The sequence below is a fragment of the Natronococcus sp. CG52 genome (assembly GCF_023913515.1).
Lineage (GTDB): Archaea > Halobacteriota > Halobacteria > Halobacteriales > Natrialbaceae > Natronococcus > Natronococcus zhouii.
In genome coordinates, this window is sequence record NZ_CP099391.1 from 26,904 (window position 1) to 47,674 (window position 20,771).

General features: G+C 66.4%; 22 protein-coding genes. 12 read left to right on the forward strand and 10 right to left on the reverse strand.

Going from position 1 to position 20,771, the window contains the following annotated elements:
• Window positions 1-274 precede the first annotated feature (274 nt).
• On the forward strand, window positions 275-955 hold the full coding sequence (locus NED97_RS00140; protein ID WP_252488719.1) for a class I SAM-dependent methyltransferase: 681 nt from the start codon (window positions 275-277) through the stop codon (window positions 953-955).
• Window positions 956-1,132: 177 nt separating this feature from the next.
• On the opposite strand, the gene NED97_RS00145 is transcribed toward NED97_RS00140, so the two are convergent.
• Window positions 1,133-1,714 (reverse strand): DUF1684 domain-containing protein, encoded by a 582-nt coding sequence (locus NED97_RS00145; protein WP_252488720.1) that lies wholly within the window; start codon window positions 1,712-1,714, stop codon window positions 1,133-1,135.
• Between the two features lie 135 nt (window positions 1,715-1,849).
• Between NED97_RS00145 and NED97_RS00150 the strand changes: the two genes are divergently transcribed.
• Both NED97_RS00150 and NED97_RS00155 read left to right on the forward strand, forming a co-directional pair.
• The gene (locus NED97_RS00150; RefSeq protein ID WP_252488721.1) at window positions 1,850-2,476 is read left to right on the forward strand and encodes a metal-dependent hydrolase; all 627 of its coding nucleotides are present in this window, start codon (window positions 1,850-1,852) and stop codon (window positions 2,474-2,476) included.
• Window positions 2,477-2,597: 121 nt separating this feature from the next.
• On the forward strand, window positions 2,598-4,970 hold the full coding sequence (locus NED97_RS00155; RefSeq protein WP_252490663.1) for an ATP-dependent DNA helicase: 2,373 nt from the start codon (window positions 2,598-2,600) through the stop codon (window positions 4,968-4,970).
• Here NED97_RS00155 and NED97_RS00160 read toward each other — a convergent pair.
• Entirely contained in the window at window positions 4,956-6,134 is a 1,179-nt protein-coding gene (locus NED97_RS00160) for a thiamine ABC transporter substrate-binding protein (protein ID WP_252488728.1), read from the reverse strand. The two genes, NED97_RS00155 and NED97_RS00160, sit on opposite strands and share 15 nt — an antisense overlap.
• Before the next feature lie 135 nt (window positions 6,135-6,269).
• Here NED97_RS00160 and NED97_RS00165 point away from each other — a divergent pair, with 135 nt between their 5' ends.
• Both NED97_RS00165 and NED97_RS00170 read left to right on the forward strand, forming a co-directional pair.
• Window positions 6,270-7,358 (forward strand): AI-2E family transporter, encoded by a 1,089-nt coding sequence (locus NED97_RS00165; protein ID WP_252488729.1) that lies wholly within the window; start codon window positions 6,270-6,272, stop codon window positions 7,356-7,358.
• 72 nt (window positions 7,359-7,430) lie between these two features.
• Window positions 7,431-8,054 carry a DUF5518 domain-containing protein gene (locus NED97_RS00170; RefSeq protein WP_252488722.1) on the forward strand — a complete coding sequence of 208 codons (624 nt, stop codon included), beginning with the start codon at window positions 7,431-7,433 and terminating at the stop codon, window positions 8,052-8,054.
• A gap of 13 nt (window positions 8,055-8,067) precedes the next feature.
• On the opposite strand, the gene NED97_RS00175 is transcribed toward NED97_RS00170, so the two are convergent.
• The gene (locus tag NED97_RS00175; protein WP_252488730.1) at window positions 8,068-9,354 is read right to left on the reverse strand and encodes an ABC transporter permease; all 1,287 of its coding nucleotides are present in this window, start codon (window positions 9,352-9,354) and stop codon (window positions 8,068-8,070) included.
• Window positions 9,354-10,124: an ABC transporter ATP-binding protein gene (locus NED97_RS00180; RefSeq protein WP_252488731.1), complete on the reverse strand. Its 771-nt coding sequence runs from the start codon at window positions 10,122-10,124 to the stop codon at window positions 9,354-9,356. The genes NED97_RS00175 and NED97_RS00180 overlap by 1 nt, the downstream gene beginning before the upstream one ends.
• A gap of 610 nt (window positions 10,125-10,734) precedes the next feature.
• On the opposite strand from NED97_RS00180, the gene rpiA reads away from it, so the two are divergent.
• Complete coding sequence (gene rpiA / locus NED97_RS00185) at window positions 10,735-11,442, forward strand: ribose-5-phosphate isomerase RpiA (RefSeq protein WP_252488732.1); 708 nt, start codon at window positions 10,735-10,737, stop codon at window positions 11,440-11,442.
• Window positions 11,443-11,517: 75 nt separating this feature from the next.
• Here the strand turns inward: rpiA and NED97_RS00190 are convergent, their stop codons facing one another.
• Window positions 11,518-11,934 (reverse strand): hypothetical protein, encoded by a 417-nt coding sequence (locus NED97_RS00190; RefSeq protein ID WP_252488733.1) that lies wholly within the window; start codon window positions 11,932-11,934, stop codon window positions 11,518-11,520.
• 308 nt (window positions 11,935-12,242) lie between these two features.
• A complete protein-coding gene (locus NED97_RS00195; protein WP_086888072.1) occupies window positions 12,243-12,410 on the reverse strand; it encodes a DUF1931 family protein in 168 nt (55 codons plus the stop codon).
• 264 nt (window positions 12,411-12,674) lie between these two features.
• Here NED97_RS00195 and larB point away from each other — a divergent pair, with 264 nt between their 5' ends.
• The 3 genes from larB to NED97_RS00210 all read left to right on the forward strand — a co-directional run bounded on the left by larB (window position 12,675) and on the right by NED97_RS00210 (window position 14,060).
• Complete coding sequence (gene larB, locus NED97_RS00200) at window positions 12,675-13,433, forward strand: nickel pincer cofactor biosynthesis protein LarB (RefSeq protein WP_252488734.1); 759 nt, start codon at window positions 12,675-12,677, stop codon at window positions 13,431-13,433.
• Window positions 13,434-13,555: 122 nt separating this feature from the next.
• Window positions 13,556-13,705, forward strand: a complete 150-nt coding sequence (locus NED97_RS00205; protein WP_252488735.1) for a DUF7563 family protein — start codon at window positions 13,556-13,558, stop codon at window positions 13,703-13,705.
• Window positions 13,706-13,805: 100 nt separating this feature from the next.
• Complete coding sequence (locus tag NED97_RS00210; protein WP_252488736.1) at window positions 13,806-14,060, forward strand: GIY-YIG nuclease family protein; 255 nt, start codon at window positions 13,806-13,808, stop codon at window positions 14,058-14,060.
• 532 nt (window positions 14,061-14,592) lie between these two features.
• Here the strand turns inward: NED97_RS00210 and NED97_RS00215 are convergent.
• A complete protein-coding gene (locus tag NED97_RS00215) occupies window positions 14,593-15,186 on the reverse strand; it encodes an NADPH-dependent FMN reductase (RefSeq protein WP_252488737.1) in 594 nt (197 codons plus the stop codon).
• 129 nt (window positions 15,187-15,315) lie between these two features.
• On the opposite strand from NED97_RS00215, the gene NED97_RS00220 reads away from it, so the two are divergent.
• Window positions 15,316-16,710: a phosphoglucomutase/phosphomannomutase family protein gene (locus NED97_RS00220; protein WP_252488738.1), complete on the forward strand. Its 1,395-nt coding sequence runs from the start codon at window positions 15,316-15,318 to the stop codon at window positions 16,708-16,710.
• 88 nt (window positions 16,711-16,798) lie between these two features.
• The gene (locus NED97_RS00225; protein WP_252488739.1) at window positions 16,799-17,179 is read left to right on the forward strand and encodes a hypothetical protein; all 381 of its coding nucleotides are present in this window, start codon (window positions 16,799-16,801) and stop codon (window positions 17,177-17,179) included.
• 23 nt (window positions 17,180-17,202) lie between these two features.
• On the opposite strand, the gene cysE is transcribed toward NED97_RS00225, so the two are convergent.
• Window positions 17,203-17,712 (reverse strand): serine O-acetyltransferase, encoded by a 510-nt coding sequence (gene cysE, locus NED97_RS00230; protein ID WP_252488740.1) that lies wholly within the window; start codon window positions 17,710-17,712, stop codon window positions 17,203-17,205.
• 253 nt (window positions 17,713-17,965) lie between these two features.
• A complete protein-coding gene (locus NED97_RS00235) occupies window positions 17,966-18,634 on the reverse strand; it encodes a metallophosphoesterase family protein (protein ID WP_252488741.1) in 669 nt (222 codons plus the stop codon).
• Window positions 18,635-18,763: 129 nt separating this feature from the next.
• On the opposite strand from NED97_RS00235, the gene NED97_RS00240 reads away from it, so the two are divergent.
• Complete coding sequence (locus tag NED97_RS00240) at window positions 18,764-19,930, forward strand: pyridoxal phosphate-dependent aminotransferase (protein WP_345781214.1); 1,167 nt, start codon at window positions 18,764-18,766, stop codon at window positions 19,928-19,930.
• A gap of 90 nt (window positions 19,931-20,020) precedes the next feature.
• Here the strand turns inward: NED97_RS00240 and NED97_RS00245 are convergent, their stop codons facing one another.
• Entirely contained in the window at window positions 20,021-20,749 is a 729-nt protein-coding gene (locus NED97_RS00245; protein ID WP_252488743.1) for an SDR family NAD(P)-dependent oxidoreductase, read from the reverse strand.
• Between the last annotated feature and the right edge of the window lie 22 nt (window positions 20,750-20,771).

Here is a 20,771-nt window from a genome sequence, read left to right on the forward strand (position 1 = left end):
AACACTAATACCTTCCGGTTACCCGCAGCAGAGCGGTCGAGAGGGTGAGACAGCGAACGCTGTCCGATCGCCGGCCGTCCGATGCCCACGGTTTTCGGCCGACCTAAACCTCTCCGGTCACACCTTTTTAGGCCAACCTAAAGAATCTGTCGGTCACTACTTCGAGCGGAGCCACCCGGCCGCGTGTACGCCTCCGATGCGACGGAGCAGACCGCTCTCTACGGCCTGTGCTCGAGTCGAACTCGTTTTGATGCTCTGGGCTGATGAGTCTCGTATGAGCGTTCGCGAGGAGTTCGACGACTGGGCCACGAGCGGAAAGGACAGGGGGATGGAGGAGCGCCACTGGCACACCGCCAAGCACGCGCTCGCGCGGATGCCCGTCGAACCGGGCGATACCGTCCTCGATCTGGGCTGTGGCAGCGGCTACGCCGGTCGGGCGCTGCGAGACACCAAGGGTGCGGGCCGAGTCTACGGACTCGACGGCTCGCCGGAGATGGCCCACAACGCCGCGGGTTACACGGACGACGGCCAGGTCGGCTACGTCGTCGGCGACTTCGGTTCGCTCCCGTTCGCCGACGACTCGATCGATCACATCTGGTCCATGGAGGCGTTCTACTACGCCGCCGATCCCCACGAGACGCTCGAGGAGGTCGCCCGCGTGCTTCGTCCCGGCGGAACGTTCTACTGCGCGGTCAACTACTACGAGGAAAACGTCCACTCCCGCGAGTGGCAGGAGTTCATCTCGATCGAGATGACCCGCTGGGACCGCGACCAGTACCGCGAGGCGTTCCGCGACGCGGGACTCCTCGTCGCCGAACAGGACAACGTTCCGGACCGCGAGATCACGATCCCCGGCGAGGCCGAGTTCCCGCTCGAGGACTGGGACACCCGCGAGGCGATGGTCGAGCGCTACCGCGAGTACGGCACCCTCCTGACGGTCGGCGTAGCCCCTTGATTTCGGGTCGAACGGCGCGGCGCACCCCTTGGTTTCCACTCGAACCGGGCTCGACGCTCCGCTCTATTCGGCTCACGTCAGTCGATTCACACCCTTCGTGCAGCTTCGAGCCGATACTGCTCACTCGGGCTCGCTCGAGTCGAAACGATCCCCCGTGTCTCACTCGCACTGACTGCGTCAGTTCGATTCGAACCCCTCGCCCGCCGGAATCGCGATCTCGAGCCAGTTCTCCTCGGGGGGCAGCGGACAGTCGAAGGTCTCACTGTAGGCGCAAAACGGCGTGTACGCGAGGTTGAAGTCGACGACGAGTTCGTCGCCGGTCTCGAGGTCCCGATCCGGCGCGAGTTCCATGTATCGCCCGCCCCGGTAGCTCTGCTGACCGGTCGTCTTGTCCCGGAACGGGATGAAGATCGGCTCCTCGTCGGGGCTCTCGAGTTGATAGCCGGCCAGTTCGAACGTCCCGTCCTCGAGGTCCTCGTCGTCGCGTTCGAGTTCGAACTCGAGCGTGACGGTCCGAAGATACCGCATCTCTCGATCCGCGGTCGTATCCATCAACACGACCTCCGGATCGTCGTGGACCGTAGCGGTCGCGGCGACGCGGTAGTCCGAGTCCGGGCTGAAGTACTCGAGCCCGTCGAAGCCGTCGCGATCCTCGGGCGGAATCGGCGACTGGGGATGCTCGGCGAAGAACTCGTCCTTCTCGGCGCGCTTTGACTCGAGTTCGTCGCGCCACTCGTCGACGTCGATAGAATCGCTCATACGGTCCGTTGGAGGAAGATTGGAAGGCGTTGCGTTTGCCGTCTTCTCGTCCCTCGCGACCGGGACGTCTGTCCCCAACGATCGTTACTAACTCGGGAAGAACGATTATTATACTGGCCGCCCGAGGGTCAGATCATGTGGCCGTGGGAACACGCAATCGTGGGGTATCTCGCCTACTCGCTGTTCTGTCACACCTACTACCGGGACTCTCCCGGCGGCCTCGAGGCGTTCGCGGTCGTCTTCGCGTCGGTGCTTCCCGACCTGATCGACAAACCGTTGACGTGGGAGTACGAGATTTTCGAGGTCGGATACGCGCTCGGCCACTCGATCTTCTTCGCGATTCCGCTGTCGGTCGCCGTCGGTGCACTCGCCAGGTCCTACGACCGACCCCGAACTGGCGTTGCGTTCGCCGTCGGCTACCTCCTGCACCTGCCCGCTGACATCGTCGACGGCTACGTCCGGAACGACCACCTCATCTTCTGGATCGTCCTGTGGCCGGTCGAGAGGGGCGACGCTCACCTCCACGCCCACGAACACGGTCCCGGCTTCATCGACCAGTTCTTCGTGTTTTTCACGCATTACCGACACGAACTGTTCTCGAGCGATCCCTCGACGTACATCCTGCTCCAGTTCGCCATGGCCGCCTTCGCCGCGCTGATCTGGCTCTACGACGGCGCACCCGTCCTCCGCGAGTGTCTGCTCGGCGGAAAGCGACTCGTCGAAGCGACGATCGAACGAGCAACCGAGTCCCGGAACCGGTAACCCGCTGCTGCTGTCGCCCGCCAGCGGGCGATTGCGCCAGCCGGTCCGCACGTTTATATTCGAAGCCGCCGCAATCGCAGTTCGTCAACGCTATGGACGACCGACGATGAGTACGGCAAGAATGACGGACTGGCGCTCGATCTTCGGCCACGAGCAACCCTACGACGAGCAGGTCGACGGTATCGAGACCGCAATCGAGACCGCTCGAGACGACGGCTACACCGTCGTCGAGGGGGCCTGTGGCACCGGAAAGACGATGATTGCGCTCAGCGCGGGGATCGACCTCGTGCGCGATCCCGACACCGACTACGAGCGCGTGTTCGTGCTCACGAGCGTCAAGCAGCAACTGCGCCAGTTCGAGGCCGACCTCGAGACGATCAACGCGAACCTGCCCGACGACTGGAACCCGATCTCGGGACTGACCCTCGTCGGCAAGGCCGACGTCTGCCCGTACAACCGGGAGGGAGCGGGCGGGATCGACGACGGCAACGTCTACGACCGCTGTGAGACGCTGCGGGACCGAACCCGCGACCTCACCGGTGAGGGCGGGGAGACGACGGCCGGCACGCTGACCGCGCGGGCGCGCCAGCAACAGACCGGACTCGCCGACAGCGGGACGGCCGGAACGACGGGCCGGTTCCTCGAGACCGCCGGGGAGACGGCCGCTTATCCGCCGGAAATGCCGACGTACGGCGACGGGGGAGCGGTCGGCGCCGAAACCGAGTACTGCCCGTTCTACGCGCAGTACCTCGAGGACCTGCCCGAAGAGGAGAGCGACGGAGACGCCTCGGAGGCCGTCCCGTTCGACTTTACGAGCGCCGGCCTACTCACTCCCGAGGATCTCGTCGCGCGATCCGTTCGACACGGCACCTGCCCCCACTCCGTGATGGGGGCGCTGCTCGGCCACGTCGAGGTCGTCCTGGGAAATTACTACCACGCGTTCGATCCGACGACGACGAACACCTTCACCGGCGCGCTGCTCGACGACTCGACGTTCGTCGTCTGCGACGAGGCCCACATGCTCGAGCCCCGGGTGCGGGACCTGGTCAGTGACGGCGTCGGCGACACGACCCTGCGCGACGCCGAAACCGAACTCTCGCGGGTCATCCAGCCGATCAGGTTCGAACGCGAGGGACGCCAGGCGGAGGGCGGATCGAAGACGGCCGACGCCGAACTCGTTCGCGGAGAACTGGCGGACAGCGACGTCTCGTTCGAGGAACTCGCACGCACGCTCGAGTTCGTTCGAGACCTTCGGCAGGAACTCGACCGCCGGGTCACCGCCCATCTCGACCGGACTCACCGGGGGTGGAAGTCGAACCTGACCGAACTCGCGGACGACGAGATCCCGCTACGCGACCCGCAGGAACCCGCCGAGGACGAACTCTCCGAGTGGGCCGTCGACGCCGGCTACAGCGACGCCGTCTGGGTTCGCGCCGAGGCCGCCGGCGCCGTCGTCGAGCGCGTCCTGAACGAGGCCGAGGACGAGGAGCGCACCCGCGCCGCGCCAGCCGTCGGTCGCGTCCTCGGCGAGTGGTACCGCCGCGACCACACCGACTACTTCCGGGAGATCGAACTCGAGCGGACCTGGGACGACACCGAACCCGCCGACTCGTGGCGCCGGGCCTACACCGCCCGACTCGCCCTGCACAACTGCGTGCCGAGCGACGCCATCGGCGAGCGCCTCGGGAGCTTCGGCGGCGGGATCCTGATGAGTGCGACACTCGAGCCCATGGATGCCTTCACCGAGGTGACGGGCCTCGACTACCTCGCTCGCGAGGAGGACCGCCCGGTCGTCGAACGGCGGTACGGACTGCACTTCCCGGAGACGAACCGCGAGAGCTTCGCGGTCGCCGCGCCCAAGTACACCTACGAGAACCGGGGGCGACCCGGAGAGACCAATCCGACCAGAACGCACTACGCCGACGCTATCGCGAAGGTCGCTCGTCTCCCCGGAAACGTCCTCGTCGGCATGCCGAGCTACGCGGAGGCCGAGTGGGCCGCGGGCGTCGTCGAGGAGCGGATCGAGAAACCCGTCCTGCTCGACGCCGCGAGCGACGACGAGACCACCCAGTCGCTCAAAAGCGAGTTCTTCGCGGGCGACGGGAAGGTGCTCGTCACGAGCCTCCGGGGGACGCTCACCGAGGGCGTCGACTACAGCGGTGACCGGCTCTCGGCGGCCGTCGTCTGTGGCGTCCCGATCGTCAACACCTCGAGTCCCCGGACGAAGGCCGTCCGCCGAGCCTACGACGACGCCTTCGAGGACGGGTTCACGTACGCGCTGACGATTCCCGCGGTGCGGAAGGCGCGCCAGGCGATCGGTCGCGTCATCCGCTCGCCAGAGGACGTCGGCGTTCGCGTGCTGTTGGACGAGCGCTACGCTCGCGATAGCTGGGATTCGGTTCGACCGTACCTGCCCGACGACGACGAGTTCCAGCCCGTCAGTCCCGATATGCTCGAGCACGGCCTCGAGCGGTTCCGGTCACGGTTGTCGTAACGACGGCTGCTCTTCGATGGTGTCCACCGCGCCGCCCTCGACCGCGCTGCTCCAGTTACCGAGCCACTCCTCGAGGCTGCCTCGCAGTCGATCGTATTCGATAGTCACGGACTCCGCGGGAATCTCGGCGCGCTCCTCGAACCCCTCGTCGAGATCGACGAACGCGTTGCTGACCGCGGGAATCTGGGCCCGTCGTTCGGCGAGTTCGACCTGCACCTCGCTCGAGAGGGCGAAGTTGAGGAAGTCGTAGGCGAGATCGATCTTCTCGGCCTGATCGAAGATGGCCACCCCGAGGGGTGTCTCGTACCCCTGTTCGTCCGGGAACGCGACCCGGTAGCGGTCCGGATCTCGATCCTCTCGATCGGCGATCACCGGATCGGTCGAGTAGGCGACTGACAGCGGTCGCTCCGCCGCCGCGTAGAGCTCGTCGGACGCCGCCCAGCCGTCGGTGATCCGGGCGCCGTTCTCTCGGAGTCCGCTCCAGTAGTCGAGGTAGCCGTCGGTTCCGAAGGCGTCGATCGTCCAGAGGAGAAACGCCAGCCCCGAGTCGGCGCGCTCGGGATGGGGAATCAGCAGCGTCTCCTCGTACTCGGGCTCGGTCAGGTCAGCGAGCGTTTCGGGGGCCTCGAGTTCGTCGTCATCCGCGTGGAGGAGACAGCTGTATCGCACCCCGGAGGGGAGAACGCGACCGTTCGGATCGCCGAACTCGAGATCATCGCGGATGCGGTCGGTCGCTGTGATCCGATCCTGGTTGAGTTGGCGGAAGAGTTCGCGCCCCTCGAGTTCGCGGTCGACCGCTGCGAGCGCGGCCGGAGTGAGCCCGAAGTAGACGTCCGCGTCGATTTCGGCCTCCTGGTGGACGCGCCGGACGTAGTGATCGAGGCCGGCTTCCGGGATCGTCCACTGGAGTTCCGCGTCGGGAAACTCCTCCTCGAAGAGTTCCCTGAGTCGCTCGTCGGCGGCTCGCTCGCCGCGGACCATCGACTCGGTTGTGGCGATCCGGAGCGTCCCGTCGAGGTCGGGCTCTTCGGGCTCGGGGTCGTCCCGGTCGTCGACGTCGGCCGGTTCCGCTTCCTCCTCGTCGTCCGCTTCGCGGGTGAAACAGCCGGCTAACCCGGCGAGCCCACCGCCACCGACGGCCCGTACGACCGAACGCCGTTTCATAGCGGTAGTGATACGCCGTATCGCCTTAAGCGCCGGGATCACCCCGTATCGACCGACGTCCGTCTTCTCGCGGCGATTTCCCCGGCATCGGGTCCGGGACAGAAAGGTTTTATCCGACGGCTGAGACTCACCGGTGTGACAGCGAACGCGAACGGAGCGCGACGACGCCGCCACGTGCTCGCTGGTGTGGTTGCTGCGCTCGGCGTCGTAACCGGGGCGATCCTGCTCGAGGTCCTCGGAACGATCCTCTTCGCGCTGACGGTCGCCTACGTTCTGCTTCCCGTACAGGGATGGCTGGTCAGGCGGGGGCTCTCCGAGTGGACGTCCGCCGTCGCCGCGACGCTACTCGGTTTCGTGGGCGCGGTCGCCGTCTTCTCGCCGATCGTCCTCACGCTGTACTTCCGAATCGACGAGGTGATCGCCCTCGTCGAGGACGTTCCGCCGGAGATGCCGGTCACGGTGCTCGACGTGACGTACACGATCGAGGCAGGGGAGGTCCAGACGCTCGCAGTGACCTTCCTGCGCGACCTCGCCGTCTCCCTCGCGTCGTCGCTTCCGGTGCTCGCGATCAAGTTCGCCCTCTTCGTCATCCTGCTGTTCGCGCTACTGTACAAGGGCGACGCGGCCGGACGAGCGGCGATCGCCCCCGTTCCACACGAGTTCCGCGACGTCGTCCACGCGCTCGCCACTCGAGCCCGGGAGACGCTGTACGCGATCTACGTGCTGCAACTCGCCACGTCTGTCGCCTCGCTGCTGATCGGCTACCCGCTGTTCCGGCTGCTGGGTTACGAGATGGCCTTCACGCTCGCGCTCTTCGCCGCAATCTTGCAGTTCGTCCCGATCATCGGCCCGAGCCTGCTCGTCGCACCGATCGCGCTCTACCACGTCGCCGCGGGCGAACTGGCCGCAGCGGCGCTGGTCGGCGTCCTCGGAATCGGGCTGGTTGCCTGGTTTCCCGACATCGCCGTTCGACCGCGACTCGCCCGCCGCTCCGCCGGCTTGCCGGGCAGTCTCTACTTCGTCGGCTTCACAGGCGGCCTCTTTACGCTCGGCGCGATCGGAATCGTCGTCGGCCCGCTGATCGTCGCGGTCTTCGTCGAGGCCGTCGACCTGCTCGCCGAGGAGGTCAACGGCGACACGACGCTCGAGGACTTCGCGAGGCCGGAGTCGGAGACGCCGGCCGAACCCGTCGAGGCGGAACCTGGCAACTCGTCCGACGACTGACGCTCGAGTCCGCGTCTCGTCCCCAGCCCACTCAGCCGTCCAGCTTTTCTATCTGCCCGTCGTCGGTCACGTATGGCCAGTGGCCGAACGATCATCAACGCGATCATCGGTGCCGTCGTCGGTATCGTCCTCTCGTTCGTCCCGTTCTCGACGATCATCGGCGGCGCCGTCGCAGGATTTCTCGAGGGTCCGGACGAGCGCGACGGGGCGCTCGTCGGCGCCCTCGCCGGCGCGGTCACGTTCGTCCCGATCGCCGCCGTCGCACTCCTCGCGATCGGGGTCGTCGGCTTCGGGATGGGCGTCGCCGCCGCCCCGGCAGAGGGATTCGCGTTCGTCGTGCTCGTGATCCTCGCGCTCGTGCTGTTCGCGTTCCTCTACACCGTCGGACTGTCGCTGCTCGGCGGGTATCTCGGCGCCTACCTGGCGCGTGAGTATCCGGAACGGCACGCGAAGACGCGAGAGACGATCGGAATGAGCGGGCGCGAGTCGAGGCGGAAACGAACGCCGACGACCGACGACCGACCTCGATCGGAGACGCGAGAGCCGCGGGAGCCGTTCGAGACCGACCGCGACGATCCGGACCGCTCGAACGTATCGAACCGCGAGGACCGGCCGGAAGCCGCCGAAGGCGCCGAATCCGATCCCTCCGACCCGCTGCGATGGCACGAGGAACACGAGTCCGACCGGGACGAGTGACGCTCGCGACGACTCACTCGTACCGGAGCGCGTCGATCGGATCCGTCCGCGCCGCCCGCCAGGCCGGGTACAGTCCCGAGAGGATCCCGACGAGGATCCCGACCGCGATCGCGAGGGCGACGTACTCGTAGGGGTAGACCAGCGGGAGATCGATGTACCACGCGCCCACGTAGCCCGCGACGAGACCGAGCGCCGTTCCCAGTACGGCGCCGATGACGCCCAGAATCACCGCCTCCGTGAGAAAGAGGCCGAGCACGTCCCGGTTCTGTGCGCCGACCGCTTTCATGATCCCGATCTCGCGGGTGCGCTCGGTGACGCTGACGAGCATGATGTTCGCGATGCCGATCGACCCGACCAGCAGGGAGATGGCGGCGATGCCGACGATGAAGTTCTGCAGGAGATCGAGAACGTCCTGCAGCTGCTGGAGCAGCTCCGTGCTCGTCCGGAACGTTATCTCGAGGTCGTTGCCGAGGAACTCGCTCGCGTCGGCTGCGTCGCTCTCGAGGTACGCGACGGCGCTCTCGCGGGCGGCGTCGATATCCGCCTCGCTGGCGGACTCCCCCTCGATGATGATGGCGATGAAGCGGGCGTCGCCGGTCTCCGCGGTTCCGTCGGCTTCGCCTCCTCCGGCGTCTCCCCCGATCCCGGCCGCCCGCTCGACGTAGTAGGGATCGGTCGGGACGTAGATCCGCGGCGACGATTCGAACCCCTCGAACGGACTCAACCCCTCGCTGTTGTCGGTGATTCCGACGACTTCGACCGTGATCCGCTCGCCGCCGATGACCGTGATCGCGAGTTCGTCGCCGACGGTGACGTTCTCCTCGAACTGCTCCGCGGCCGCGGGGTTGATCACCGCCTCGCGTTCGCCCGTCTCGAACTGTCTGCCGTCCGCGAGTCGCTCCTCGCGGATGTACGACGGCCCGGACGCGACCAGTCCGTCGCCCTGGGCGATCTGCTCGTCGCCGTTCGACACCGACTGGCTCTGGATCGGCGCGTAGCCGTAGGCCGCCTCCACGTCCTCGAGTTCCTCGACGCCCTCGAGGTCGTCCTGACTAAATACCGGTTGCGCGCCCGCCAGCGGTCCGCCCTCGGTATCGGGGTCGGCGGCCCAGCCGTAGACGTTGCGCTGGTCGTCGGGGCTGATGTCACCGATGATCCCCGCCTGCAGGCTCGCGCCGAGCGTGACGAAAGCGATCACCGCCGCGATTCCGATGACGACTCCGAGCGTCGTCAGCGCCGAGCGAAGTTTGTGCCCGCGGATCGACCGCCAGGCCAAGCGAAGACTCGCACGCGGTCGCATCAGCGGTTCGCCCCGTCGGTCGTTCCGGGACCGTCGCTCGCGCCGGTGTCGTCGTTCGTGCCGGTTCCCCCGTTCCCACCGCCGAGTTCTTCGACGCGGTCGATCGCTCCGTCGAGAAGGTGGACGATCCGTTCGGCGCGCTCGGCGACGTGGCGTTCGTGGGTGACGACGACCATCGTCGTGCCGGCGTCGTGGAACTCGCCGAAGAGGTCGAGCACCTCGGCTTCCGTCTCGGTGTCCAGATTCCCCGAGGGCTCGTCGGCCAGCACGATCGACGGATCGTTCACCAGCGCCCGCGCGAGCGCGACTCGCTGGCGCTGGCCGCCGGAGAGTTCGTTCGGCCGGTGGTCCTCCCGGTCGGCGAGACCGACCCGCTCGAGCAGTGTTCGCGCTCGTTCGCGGCGGTCGTCCCGGTCGGCGCCCTGGAACAGCCGCGGCAGCGCGACGTTCTCGAGGGCGGTCAGCCGGGGCATGAGGTTGAACGTCTGGAAGACGAAGCCGACCTCCGTTCCCCGGAGGTTAGTCCGCTCGCGTCCGCTGAGGCTTCCGACGTTGCGATCGTCGATGAACACCTCTCCTTCGGAGGGCGTGTCCAGACAGCCGACGAGATTCATCAGCGTCGACTTTCCCGACCCGCTCGGCCCCATGATCGCCGTGTAGGAGCCGCGATCGATCTCGAGCGAGACGTCGTCGAGCGCGTGGACGGGTTCGCCGACGCGGTAGGTCTTGCGGACGTTCGAGAGCGAGACTGCCGTGTCGGTGGTCGCCATAGGGTCCCGTCTACGGAATCAAGGAAAAAGATTCGTCACCGAAGGGGTGGTGAGCCGCGTCGCTCGAACTGTCCGTACGGATCGGTTCGGTAGTTGTTCGAACGTTGCGCGCGGAGCCACGCTCGCGTCCAAACCGCGGGACTCGAGGCAAAGAGGGGCGGCTGAGACCTCCGATGGAAGATTGTGACGTCTGACGACCGTAACTCACCGTGTGGCCCCAGCCGTTTCGCACTCTCGCCGAGAACGACAAGTATCTTCCCTTCAACACATGTTACGCGGTATGAAACAGGGATCTCGTCTCGACGGACTCGAGTTACGACCGCGCGATCGCGCAGCGCTGGCAGACGGCTTTCCGAACCGATATCGGAGCAAGCGTCTCACAGAGTGAAAGTATACGAATAGTACAAAACAGACGGCGTCGAACACCGAGATGGCCACAGGGGATGGCCAGCAGGGAATACAGCCAGCCACGCGCGTGGCGTTCGAACCATCATTTTTGTCGAAACCGTCGATACCGCTCGAGCGTCGAGTGAGCCGCTCGCCGACGCTGGTTCGCCGTCTCGTCGGAACGACTGCAACGTTTTTGCCGCCGGGGTTCGCTTCAAGACGTATGAAGACCGACGGAGGAGCCGACGCGGCGAAGCGACGCGCGGGTGAACGCGCGGCCGAGGAAGTCGAGGACGGATTCGTGGTCGGACTCGGAACCGGCTCGACGACAGCCTACGCGATCGAAGCGATCGGGCGAGCCGTCGACGAGGGACTCGACGTGCGCGGTATCCCGACCTCCTTTCAGTCCCGTCGGCTGGCGCTCGAGGTCGGCATCCCGCTGACTTCTCTCGACGCCGTCGAGAACGTCGACCTCGCGATCGACGGCGCCGACCAGGTCGTCGACGACGCCGATGCGGCGGCGTTCGGCACCCTGATCAAGGGCGGGGGCGCGGCACACGCGCGCGAAAAGTTCGTCGACGCGGCGGCGGACCGGTTCGCCGTCGTCGCAGACCCGTCCAAACTGGCCACCCGACTCGAGCGTCCGGTTCCAGTCGAAGTCCTCCCCGACGCCCACACCGTCGTCGCCGACCGCGTCGGCGAACTCGGCGGCGAACCGACGCTGCGAAGCGCCGAAGGGAAGGACGGTCCCGTCGTCACCGACAACGGAAACCTGGTGCTCGACTGCGAGCTCGGCGCGATCGACGATCCCGAGGCGCTTTCGAACTGGCTCTCGAGCGTTCCCGGGGTCGTCGAGCACGGCATCTTCGTCGGACTCGCGGACGCGACCTACGTCGGGACGGACGACGGGGTCGAAGAACGGCGGTACTGAGCGCGCCTGCGACACCGGAGCGCCGCGACACCCGCCACCCGATCACCGTCTTGGTCGAATCCCAACCCGTGCAGCTCAGTTCTGGTGGCGGTCGACGTCTCGCGTCGAGTCGTCGCCGAACACCGAGAGCGAAACGACGATCAGGTACAGCACGCCCAGGAGGCGGGCTGCGGGCTCGATCCACGGTTTCAACTCGAGATCGTCGACGTTCTCGTAGACCAGCCGCTGGCTCAGTTCGATGATCGGCTGCGGGAGGACCACCAGCATCACCCCGGCGAGTCCGAGAAGCGTGCTGACGATCGTCGATCCTGACTCCCGGCGAGCGAGCAGCCAGACGAACACGGCGCCCTCGAGTCGAGCGCCCTGAAGCGCCCAGGGGCGCAGTTTCGCTTCCGCAGGATTCTCGAGCCCGATCCGTTCGCACGCGTCGATAACCGGCTGTGGCATCGCGATCTCGAAGATGCCGAAGGCGATCAGTAGTTTGCGCAACATACCCGCTCCCGCTGTTCGTCGGGGATCGTCAAAAAATCGATCCCGGCGTTCGATCGGCGCGATATCGATCGATACGCCCCCGGACGTCGAGTACGTGGTCTTCGCCGAACGACAAAGACCTCTCGAGCAGCACCGCTAACGCGTCTATCACTCCGTTTTGGCCGCCGGAACTCGGTGTGAAGCAGTGTGACTCTCGGAACCACTGGCAGGAACTGCGTCTCGTCGACAATTTCGCATATCAATCCGTTATACCTTCAGCCAGCGCTATCCGGTCGTTGCGTCGATAAAAATTGTTTCGAGCGGACGCCTTACAGGTCGCGAGGCTGGACCGTCTTCCGGTCGTTGGCCTCGGCGCGTCGAGCGGCGTCCTCGAGGAGCTGGTCGACTTCCTCGTCGAGTGCGTCGTAAAAGTCCGAAGCGACGTTCTTGTCATCGAGCGCTTCCTTCACAGCGGCTTTGACGATAAGGTCTGCCATACGCTGTATCCGTTCCTGTTTCCCTATTATAAGTGTTGTGGTTATTTCGCGGGATACCGGGGTTGCAGCGGTTAGTTCGCCTGTTTGGCCACCTCATTCCACCGGAAAATATATGTTTGATGAGTTCGGCGACCCGATTTCCCGGCGCTGGAACCGGAGGAACCGGCTCGCGCGCGGTCTGGGTCCGCTCGCGCGCGTTTCCGAAACCGATCCGACTCGACGGTCGGTCGACGGATTCGAGTGGATCCGTCACCGAGAGCAGGTATGCGCGAACTCCTCGAGGCCGTCGCCGACGGCTCGCTCTCGCCGACCGAGGCGGAGGCCGAACTCAGAGGCTACGTGACCGGAGACGCGGGCCGGTTCGACGCGGCCCGACAGCAGCGTCGCGGAATTCCGGAGGGCATCTTCGCGGCGGGCAAATCCGCCGCCCAGGTCGTCGCCCTCGCCGAAACCGCACTCGAGACGACCGGCCGAGCGCTGATCACCCGGGCCGACGACGACCAGATCGAGACGCTCGAGTCGACCCTCCTCGAATCGTTTCCCGACGCCACGCTCGAGCGGTGGAGCTCGACCGTCCTCGTTCGCACGGCCGGCCACGAACGACCGTCGCTCGAGGCGACGGTCGGTATCGTCACCGCGGGAACCGTCGACGGACCGGTCGCAGACGAGGCCGCAGCCGTCTGCCGGGACGCCGGAGCGGCAGTCGACCGCGTCGACGACGTCGGCGTCGCGGCGCTCGATCGCATGCTCGACCAGCTCGAGCGGCTTCGCGAGACGGACGTGTTGATCGTCGCCGCCGGTCGCGAGGGAGCCCTGCCGACGGTCGTCGCCGGCCTCGTCGACACGCCGGTGATCGGCGTTCCGGTCTCGAGCGGCTACGGCCACGCCGGCGACGGCGAGGCGGCGCTTTCGGGGATGTTGCAGTCGTGTACGGTCCTGTCGGTCGTCAACGTCGACGCGGGATTCGTCGCGGGCGCACAGGCGACGCTGATCGCGCGGGCGCTCGACGACGCTCGAAACTGACCCGATCGATACCAGTTTACTAAAAATATTCTTCCGCCGTTCGAAATCTAGACAGTGTATGGGAAAGGCTATTTATTCATACACCCGGTAGCTTTGGGTACCGGCTGAAGCCGGTGTGACCAATGCCCAAGTGTGACCACTGCGACGCGCACGTGTCCGAACGCTTCGCACGCGTTTTCGCCGACGAGTACGGCGAAATTCACGCCTGCGTGAGCTGTTCGGCGAACGCTGGGATCGCGGAAGCCGCGAAGGAGCGCGCTCGCGGCTCCTGACGTTCGAGCATCGCCACTGAACACGAACCCGGACCCCGACCCTAGCCACCGAACCCGCGGACGAGACGCTTTTTACGAGGCGGCGCCGTACTGTCGCTCGATGGCCGACGCCGACCACGTCGTCTACGTTCTCGAGTGCGCCGACGGCTCCCTTTATACCGGATACACGACCGACCTCGAGCGACGCGTCGCCGAACACGACGCGGGGGACGGAGCGAAATATACCCGCGGTCGAACGCCGGTCGAACTCCGCTATCACGAGGGGTACGAGTCGAAGTCGGCCGCGATGTCTCGCGAGTACGAGATCAAGCAGCTAACGCGGGCGCAGAAGGAACGGCTGGTCGACCTCGAGTAAGTGCCAGTGCCCGTCGGTTCGAGTTCGTTATTTGATGTTTCAGATGTACTCCGAGCCAGTCGATCCGTTGCGTAGCGGTGCGAACGTACCAGTGCTGTCTTTGCCGGAGTCGCTGAGAATTCGAGCGCCCTGCCCAAACTGGCGACAGGGGATCGCCACGTCCTCCCCAGCCGATTCGTTCGCTCACGGGTCGTCCCTCCCCGTTCGCACGTTCATCCACCGTCAGAGCAAGCTCTGACGAGCGGCTCAAAAACCAGAGATCACGGTTCCCTGTGGTCACCGTCTGCTCACGGGTGCTGCGCACCCGTTCGCGTGGTCCGAAGGACGCTTTGCGTCCTTCGCTATTCGCTTCCGAGGTGCTCGCAAGCTCGCACCCGATCGACAGCGCGCGCCACCGCGACGCGGATCGATCGGTTCGGGCGATACGTGGTTCGCTCGGACGCAATAGCCGGTCCGCGGTCGAGTAAAGGCGTGAATCGCTCGGAGTCAAGCCCCGAACTCTCCGATACCGCTTGGAAAAACGGCGTTCTGATTACTGCGATTCGTTCGTCGCCGTTCGCGGCGAACTCACGTCGGGTTCGATGAAGGCGTACTCGGTGAGCATCCGCCCGAGCTTTCTGGTTCGCTCCTCGAGTCGCTCGTCGACGAACGCGCGGCCGTCGATGGCGTCCGGATCGGCGTTGAACTCGCCGGACGCGCCGCGGATGCCGACCTGGTGGGGGAGCGTCCAGCCGTGAACGCCGCGAACGGTGATCCGGAGGTGATCGAGCGTCGAACCGTAGCTGCCGCCGCCCGCGGTCGCGAGCAGGCCGACGGTGGTGTCCTCGTACTCGTCGAAGCCGCAGTAGTCGTGGAAGTTCTTCAGCGCGCCCGAATAGGAACCGTGGTAGACCGGCGTCCCGAGGGCGACGGCGTCGGCCTCGCGGACGAGTCGCGTCACCTCGTCGCCGTCGCCCTGCCCGTCGAGGTCGGGATCGTAGACCGGGAGGTCGTACTCCTGTAAGTCGAGCAGGGTCGTCTCGGCGCCGGCCTCGTCGGCGGCGTCGAGAACGTATCGCAGCGCCGTGCGAGTGTAACTCTCGTCGCGAAGGCTGCCGGAGACGGCGAGAACGGAGGGTGCGTTCATACTGATAGTATCGGACTGATCGCTAAAACAGCGTTGGCTTCAGATGCGGTCCGGCCACCTCGAGCGACTCCCGCTCGGCGCCGCGATTCCAGCGTCGCCTTTTTCGCACCGGACGATGAGGGGGCGAGTATGGAGACGATCTCGTTCGGAACCGACGGATGGCGGGCGACGCTCGAGGAGTTCACGACGCCCCGAGTTCGGATGGTCGGCCAGGCGGTCGCGACCTACCTTCAGGACGAGGGTCGCGAGGGACCGGTTGCGATCGGCTACGACGCGCGCGAGACCTCCCGCGGCTTCGCGGAGGAGTTGACGCGCGTGCTGTGTGCGAACGGCTTCGACGTGCTCCTGCCGGGCCGGGATCGTCCGACGCCGCTGTTCGCCCACGCGATCGTCGAACGCGACCTCGCAGGGGCGCTCGTCGTTACCGCCTCGCACAACCCTCCGGAGTACAACGGCGTGAAGTTCATCCCCGAGGACGGCGCGCCGGCCCTGCCCGAAGTAATGGACGCGATCGGGGATCGCCTCGCCGAACCCGACCCGCTGCCGGCCGAGGAACACGGCACCGCCGAGGAGGTCGACTTCGTCGAGCCGCACGCCGACGCCGCGCTCGAACTGGTCGAGGAGACGACCGGAAGCACCGATCTCGACGGGCTGACCGTCGCCTACGACGCGATGCACGGCAGCGGCCGGGGGACGACAGACGCGCTGCTCGAACGAGCAGGTGCCGACGTCGACCGTCTGCGCTGTGACCAGGATCCCGACTTCGGCGGCGGTGCGCCCGAACCCGCACCGAAGAATCTCGAGGAACTCGTCGAACGGGTCGCCGACGGAGAGGCTGACCTCGGCCTCGCCAACGACGGCGACGCCGATCGTATCGCCATCGTAACGCCCGAACGGGGCTACCTGGACGAGAACCTCTTCTTCGCCGCGCTGTACGACTACCTGCTCGAGAACGAGTCGGGACCCGCGATCCGGACGGTGTCGACGACGTTCCTGATCGACCGGGTCGCTGCGACCCACGACGAGGACGTCCACGAGGTGCCGGTGGGATTCAAGTGGGTCGCGAAAGCGATCGCCGACCACGACGCCCTGATCGGCGGCGAGGAGTCGGGCGGGTTCACGATCCGCGGGCACGTCCGCGAGAAGGACGGCGTCCTGCTGGCGCTGCTCGCGGCGGCGATGCACGCCGACGAGCCGATCGACGACCGCGTCGACCGACTGCTCTCCGAACACGGCACCGTCGTCCAGGACAAGATCAGCGTCGCCTGTCCCGACCACGAGAAGGTGCGGGTACTCGACGACCTCGAGGACGAGATCCCCGACGACGTCGCCGGTACGCCGGTCGAGAACGTCAACACCGCGGACGGCTTCAAACTCCAGCTCGAGGACGGCTCGTGGCTGCTCGTTCGCCCCAGCGGTACCGAACCGAAGCTGCGGGTCTACGCCGAGGCGACCGACGAGGAGCGCGTCGCGGAACTGCTCGAGGCGGGTGAAGGACTGGTCGAGCCGCTCGTCGAAGCGTAAAAAACCGACACACGGCTAACCCGTCGCTCGAATTTGTGGTTGCGTACTCCGGGCTCACGTTTACCCGCTCACACACCGACGCCTGATTATGAGCAAACGAAACGAGGACGCGGCGTACACGGAGTTGACGCCGGACGCCTGGCATCAGGAGGAAGGAAACTACTCGATCGACTGTCCGGAGTGCGGCTCCAAAGCGACGCTGATGAACGTCGTCAAACACGGCCGTTGTAACGGCTACCTCAGTAAGCACGAAGCGGACACCGAACTCGACACGCAGCCGATGGACTGTACGGCCAAGCTCTGGTTCGAACTCGGCTACGTCTCCGATCCCGAAGAGGAGATGACCGACGACGCCGTCGGCGAGACGGAGTCCGAAGCTGAAGACGACAGCGTCGAGAACGAAGACGGCGTCCCGGCCTCGGATCAGCCGCCAGGATCGGAGGGGACGGTCGACGAGGAGCAGACGTAGCGGCCGCTCTCGTACGCATCTCGTCAGTCGATTCGCTTCGCGGGTATTCCTGCAACCGTCGTCCCGGGATCGACGTCGTCGGTGACGACCGATCCCGCACCGACGGCCGCATCTTCGCCGATCGTGATGTCGCCGAGCAGCGTCGCGTTCGCGCCGATCCGAACGCCGTCCTCGACCGTCGGATGACGCTTGACCGGTTCGTTCGTATCCCCGCCGAGGGTAACGCCGTGATACATGTGGACGTCGTCGCCGACCTCAGCCGTCTCGCCGATGACGACGCCCATCCCGTGGTCGATGGTAACGCGCTCTCCGACCGTCGCGGCGGGATGGATCTCGACGCCGGTCAGCAGGCGGACGAGGTAGGCGAATACGCGGGCGATGAGCTCGAACTCCCGGTTCCAGAGCCGGTGTGCGATTCGATGGCCCCAGATGGCGTGGACGCCCGGGTACGTCAGCCAGACGACGCGACACCCCGTCGCCGCGGGGTCGCGATCGCACATCGCCCGAACGTCTTCGCGAAATTTTCCGATCATCGTCCCTCGAGGCGGTCGGCGAGTTCGACGTGGACTATCCTCGCGATCGATAGCGTTGATTCGGAGCGACGACAGCGGGCCACAGCGAGTGCCGAACGGTTGCCGTCGATACACGCGGTGTGGCCGGGAAGAGGCATTGCTGGCACTACTTCGAGCGACGGTCTAAAGTGGATCGCTTCGTCGTTTCGGTCGGAGCGGTGTGACACGAGCTGTCGGTAACACCGAACGGTCGCCTCCGGCGCGGGAGGCCGGGTTACTTGCCGCGCTCGAGGCGCGTCCCGATTCGCGTCGGCAGTCCGGCGGCGGCGACGGCGTCCGCGACCGCCTCGATATCGTACTCGACGCGGTGGGTTTCTACGGTCATCCCGTCGAGGTCGACGACTGCGTAGGCCGCCCGCGGATCGCCGTCACGGGGCTGGCCCACGCTGCCGGGGTTGACGACGATACCCTCCGCGTATCGCTCGGCGTGCTGGACGTGAGTGTGGCCCAGCACGAGCACGTCCTCGTCGTCGAGCAGGCGCGGCGAGAACATATCCGGATACGTGTACCGCGTGTACCGTTGCGGGTCGTCCGGGTGTCCGTGGACGAGTTTTACCCGGCCGTCGCACTCGAGGCGTTCCTCGGGGAGGTCGGCGAGCCACGCGAGTTGCTCGTCCGACAGCTGCTCGATCGCGTGCTCGACGCCGGCCCGTGCCATGCTGTTGAACCGGAATGCTGTCCCGTCGGCGACCGCGGCGTCGTGATTACCGACGACGGTCGGGACCTCTCGTTCCTGGACCTCGTCGACGCACTCCGCGGGCCAGGGGTTGTAACCGACGACGTCGCCCGCACAGTAGAGCCCGTCGACGGGCGGCATATCCTCGAGGACGGCCTCGAGGGCGACCCGGTTGCCGTGGATGTCGGAAATGAGCCCGACGTTCATGCTCGAAGCTAACAGGGGCCAGGTGTATGTAGGTTAGCCGAACTCGACGACCGATCACTGACGAGCCGGAGACGGGCCACCGATTTCCGCCATCCAATCGCTTTTGCAGCGGACCTCCGTCTGTGACGTATGCCCACACCGACCGATCGAGTCCGCCGGGCCGAACGCTCGAGTATTCGCACTATGTTCGATCTCGCGGAACGGCACGACGGAGACCTCGTCCGACTCGAGGTCGGAGAGCCCGATTTCGATACGCCCGAACACGTCGTCGACGCGGCCGCGCGCGCCGCTCGCGACGGGGAGACGCACTACACCTCGAACGCGGGGCTGCCGGCGTGTCGGCGCGCCATCAGCGACGCGCTGGCCGACGATTTCGACGTCAGACACGATCCGGACGAGATCGTCGTCACGGTCGGCGGGATGGAAGCGCTCCACCTCGCGGTCCTGGCGACGGTGTCCCCCGGTGAGGAACTCGTCGTCCCCGGACCGACGTGGCCGAACTACGAGACGCAGGCGTTTCTCGCGGACGGATCGTTCCGCGAGGTGCCGATGCCGGCCGAGACGGGGTTCGACCTCGACGCCGACCGCGTCATCGATGCGATGGGCGACGACACCGCGGCGGTCGTGCTCACGACGCCGTCGAATCCGACCGGTCGCGTGTTCGAGCCGGCCGAGTGTCGCGCGGTCGTCGAGGCCGCCGCCGAGCACGATGCGTACGTGATCGCCGACGAGGTGTACCTCGGACTCACCTACGACGGTGCGCCGGAGGGGATCGCGGCGCGCACCGGCCACCCCGATCACGTGCTGACCGTCGGCTCCTGTTCGAAGGCGTACGCGATGACCGGCTGGCGACTGGGGTGGCTCGCGGGCGACGGTCACCTGATCGACGAGGTCGTCAAGGTCCACGAATCGACGACCGCCTGCGCCTCGAGCGTGGCCCAGCACGCCGCGATCGCCGCACTCACGGGCCCACAGGAGCCGTTCGAGGAGATGTATCGGGCGTTTCGGGAGCGGCGTGACCTCGTCGTCGACCGCGTCGCGGACATCGAGGGCCTCTCCTGTCCTCGACCGGAGGGAGCGTTCTACGCATTTCTCGACCCGGGTCTCGAGGACGACAGTCTCTCGATCGCAAAGTACCTGCTCGAGGAGCACGGCGTCGTGCTCGCTCCGGGAGACGGCTTCGGCGACACCGCTCCGGGACGGCTGCGACTCTCGTTCGCGAACTCCACCGACCGCCTCCGCGAGGGGTTCGACCGACTCGAGGCCGGCTTGCGGGGGTACCGCAGTACCAACTAACGATTCACACACCGATCGCACGACGGCCGTGCCATCGGGCCTGCACTGACGTTCAGTGGCTCCTATCGCCGCAGCCGTCGGGAGCGCTCGTTACTGCATCAGTTCGCCGCCGTTCACGTTCAGCGTCTCGCCCGTGACGAACGTCGCGTCGCGGAGATAGGCGACCGCGTCGGCGATATCCTCCGGTTGACCGTACCGGTCGACCGGGATCCGGGCCAGTTCCTCCCGCTTCTCCTCGGGCGTCCGGTCGGCGGTCATCTCCGTCTCGACGTGCCCCGGAGCGACCGCGTTCGCTCGGATGTCCGGCGAGAAATCCTGCGCGTGGCTCCGCGTGAGCGAGAGGAGCGCCCCCTTCGAGGAGGCGTAGTGACACTCGACCGCCGCGCCGGTGTGGGCGAGGATGGAGGAAACGTTCGTCACCGAGGGGTCGTCAGTCGACTCCCGAAGCTGTGGGAGCGCCGCCTTCGTGACGTTGAACGCGGAGTTGACGTTGACGTCCATGATCCGATCGAAGTCGGCCGGCTCGAGATTTTCCGTGTACACGTGCTGGTCGATCCCGGCGTTGTTGACGACGTGATCCAGCCCGCCGAACGCGTCGGCGGCGGCGTCGACCAGTCGAGCGGCGGCGTCGGCGTCCGAGACGTCCGCGCCGACGACGATCGCCTCCCGTCCCCGGTCGCGGATCTCGTCGGCGACTCGTCTCGCAGCGTCCTCGCCCGAGTGGTAGTTGACGGCGACGTCGTAGCCGTCGGCGGCGAACCGACGGGCGATCGCGCTGCCGATTCCTCTGGACGAACCGCTCACGAGTGCAGCTGGCATATCGGTACGAGACGCGGGGAGC

Bases quoted from the DNA above. Each gene is read 5' to 3' on its own strand.
- NED97_RS00170 (WP_252488722.1), top strand. From the start codon at position 7,431: ATGGCCAGTGGCCGAACGATCATCAACGCGATCATCGGTGCCGTCGTC.
- rpiA (WP_252488732.1), top strand. From the start codon at position 10,735: ATGAAGACCGACGGAGGAGCCGACGCGGCGAAGCGACGCGCGGGTGAA.
- NED97_RS00235 (WP_252488741.1), bottom strand. From the start codon at position 18,634: ATGAACGTCGGGCTCATTTCCGACATCCACGGCAACCGGGTCGCCCTC.
- NED97_RS00155 (WP_252490663.1), top strand. From the start codon at position 2,598: ATGACGGACTGGCGCTCGATCTTCGGCCACGAGCAACCCTACGACGAG.
- NED97_RS00145 (WP_252488720.1), bottom strand. From the start codon at position 1,714: ATGAGCGATTCTATCGACGTCGACGAGTGGCGCGACGAACTCGAGTCA.
- NED97_RS00215 (WP_252488737.1), bottom strand. From the start codon at position 15,186: ATGAACGCACCCTCCGTTCTCGCCGTCTCCGGCAGCCTTCGCGACGAG.
- NED97_RS00140 (WP_252488719.1), top strand. From the start codon at position 275: ATGAGCGTTCGCGAGGAGTTCGACGACTGGGCCACGAGCGGAAAGGAC.
- NED97_RS00210 (WP_252488736.1), top strand. From the start codon at position 13,806: ATGGCCGACGCCGACCACGTCGTCTACGTTCTCGAGTGCGCCGACGGC.
- NED97_RS00205 (WP_252488735.1), top strand. From the start codon at position 13,556: ATGCCCAAGTGTGACCACTGCGACGCGCACGTGTCCGAACGCTTCGCA.
- NED97_RS00195 (WP_086888072.1), bottom strand. From the start codon at position 12,410: ATGGCAGACCTTATCGTCAAAGCCGCTGTGAAGGAAGCGCTCGATGAC.
- NED97_RS00220 (WP_252488738.1), top strand. From the start codon at position 15,316: ATGGAGACGATCTCGTTCGGAACCGACGGATGGCGGGCGACGCTCGAG.
- larB (WP_252488734.1), top strand. From the start codon at position 12,675: ATGCGCGAACTCCTCGAGGCCGTCGCCGACGGCTCGCTCTCGCCGACC.
- NED97_RS00240 (WP_345781214.1), top strand. From the start codon at position 18,764: ATGCCCACACCGACCGATCGAGTCCGCCGGGCCGAACGCTCGAGTATT.
- NED97_RS00180 (WP_252488731.1), bottom strand. From the start codon at position 10,124: ATGGCGACCACCGACACGGCAGTCTCGCTCTCGAACGTCCGCAAGACC.
- NED97_RS00245 (WP_252488743.1), bottom strand. From the start codon at position 20,749: ATGCCAGCTGCACTCGTGAGCGGTTCGTCCAGAGGAATCGGCAGCGCG.
- NED97_RS00150 (WP_252488721.1), top strand. From the start codon at position 1,850: ATGTGGCCGTGGGAACACGCAATCGTGGGGTATCTCGCCTACTCGCTG.
- NED97_RS00190 (WP_252488733.1), bottom strand. From the start codon at position 11,934: ATGTTGCGCAAACTACTGATCGCCTTCGGCATCTTCGAGATCGCGATG.
- cysE (WP_252488740.1), bottom strand. From the start codon at position 17,712: ATGATCGGAAAATTTCGCGAAGACGTTCGGGCGATGTGCGATCGCGAC.
- NED97_RS00175 (WP_252488730.1), bottom strand. From the start codon at position 9,354: ATGCGACCGCGTGCGAGTCTTCGCTTGGCCTGGCGGTCGATCCGCGGG.
- NED97_RS00225 (WP_252488739.1), top strand. From the start codon at position 16,799: ATGAGCAAACGAAACGAGGACGCGGCGTACACGGAGTTGACGCCGGAC.
- NED97_RS00160 (WP_252488728.1), bottom strand. From the start codon at position 6,134: ATGAAACGGCGTTCGGTCGTACGGGCCGTCGGTGGCGGTGGGCTCGCC.